Origin of the sequence: Streptomyces sp. NPDC004658 (genome assembly GCF_040609555.1) — a bacterium.
Classification (GTDB): domain Bacteria; phylum Actinomycetota; class Actinomycetes; order Streptomycetales; family Streptomycetaceae; genus Streptomyces.
On the sequence record NZ_JBEXKG010000401.1, the window covers coordinates 1 to 1296 of the forward strand.

Consider the following 1296-nt stretch of genomic DNA (forward strand, 5'->3'; position numbering starts at 1 on the left):
CAGCGCCGACTGGGTGTGGAGTTGCGGAGGATTCGAGAGCGGGCGGGTCTCTCACTCGCCGTCGCGGCAGCCGAACTGGGCACGGACCGGACGAGCATCAGCAACATCGAGCTGGGCCGGTTCGGAGTGAGCGGCGAGCGGGTACGCACCTGGGCCGCGCACTACGGCTGCGCCGACGCCGAGTATGTGGAGGCCCTTGCCGCCATGGCTGAGGACCGTAAGAAGGGCTGGTGGGACGCCTATCGGGATGTCCTGTCGGCCAACGCGGTCGACCTCTCGGAACTTGAGCATCACGCCGCCGCATTGCGTTCCGTGCAGATCATGCATATGCCGGGCTTGCTTCAGACCGAAGACTACGCCCGTGCGGTGTTCGCCCAGGCGGTACCTGCGCTGACCGATGTCGGTCTGCGTCGCCAACTCTCGCTGAGACTGAAACGCCGAGACGTACTGGACCGGCCGAGCCCGCCCACGTGCACTTTCCTGATTCACGAGGCTGCGCTGCGCCTAGAATTCGGTGGACGAACTGTCGCCCGAGCACAGCTCAGCCATCTGCTGAAGGAGTCTGAGCGGGACAACGTGACTATCCGTGTGATTCCGTTCGCCATAGGCGGGTTCCCCAACGCCGGAAACTCGACACTCTATGTGTGCGGGCCGGTTCCGCAGCTCGACACCGTTCAGACCGATACCCCGTACGGCCCCGCGTTCGTCGATGCCGAGACCCGTCTCGCAAACTTCCGGGCGGTCTTGGAGAGAACCGAAGAGCGGTCACTCGACGCAGTCCGGTCGCGTGACTTCATCCACGACATGGCCCAGCAACTGTGAAGGTGTGAGACATGGATCCCCAGTGGCAGAAGTCGTCCTTCTCGACGGATGCAGAGGACACCAACTGCATTGAACTTGCCATGCAGGGTGACGAGATCCTCCTGCGTGAGAGCGAGGAGCCCGAGTCGATAGTCACGACGACTCCGGTGAAGCTCGCGGCGTTTCTCGCCGGGGTCAAGGCAGGGGAGTTCGATCACCTCGTCTAGACCGGGCGGCGGCTCCGATCGGCGGATGCCAGCCGGGGCCGCAGGGGGTGCTGCCGGTTCACGGCCTGGGCGGGAGCACGAAGCCCCGTACGGGCCGCTCCCGCTGTGGGTCATGGGAGTCGGGCCGCTGCGTGCGTTTCCACGCGGCGACCAGCTGCGCGTAGCGCGGGTCGATCCACTCGGACACATTGCCTCCCTTCCATCGGGAGGTTAGAGGATGCCGGGCTTCGGCCTCGGCGTGATGACAATGGAGCACTCTGGGGCGTGC

3 protein-coding genes are annotated in these 1296 nt (G+C 65.2%); 2 read left to right on the forward strand and 1 reads right to left on the reverse strand.

Features of this window, described 5'->3' with window-relative positions:
- Both ABZV94_RS41670 and ABZV94_RS41675 read left to right on the forward strand, forming a co-directional pair.
- Window positions 1-822 (forward strand): Scr1 family TA system antitoxin-like transcriptional regulator (locus ABZV94_RS41670; protein WP_356350323.1); only part of this gene is annotated, 822 nt, incomplete at its 5' end.
- Between the two features lie 11 nt (window positions 823-833).
- Entirely contained in the window at window positions 834-1028 is a 195-nt protein-coding gene (locus ABZV94_RS41675) for a DUF397 domain-containing protein (RefSeq protein WP_355742056.1), read from the forward strand.
- Window positions 1029-1086: 58 nt separating this feature from the next.
- On the opposite strand, the gene ABZV94_RS41680 is transcribed toward ABZV94_RS41675, so the two are convergent.
- Entirely contained in the window at window positions 1087-1215 is a 129-nt protein-coding gene (locus ABZV94_RS41680; RefSeq protein WP_355742062.1) for a hypothetical protein, read from the reverse strand.
- Window positions 1216-1296 lie beyond the last annotated feature (81 nt).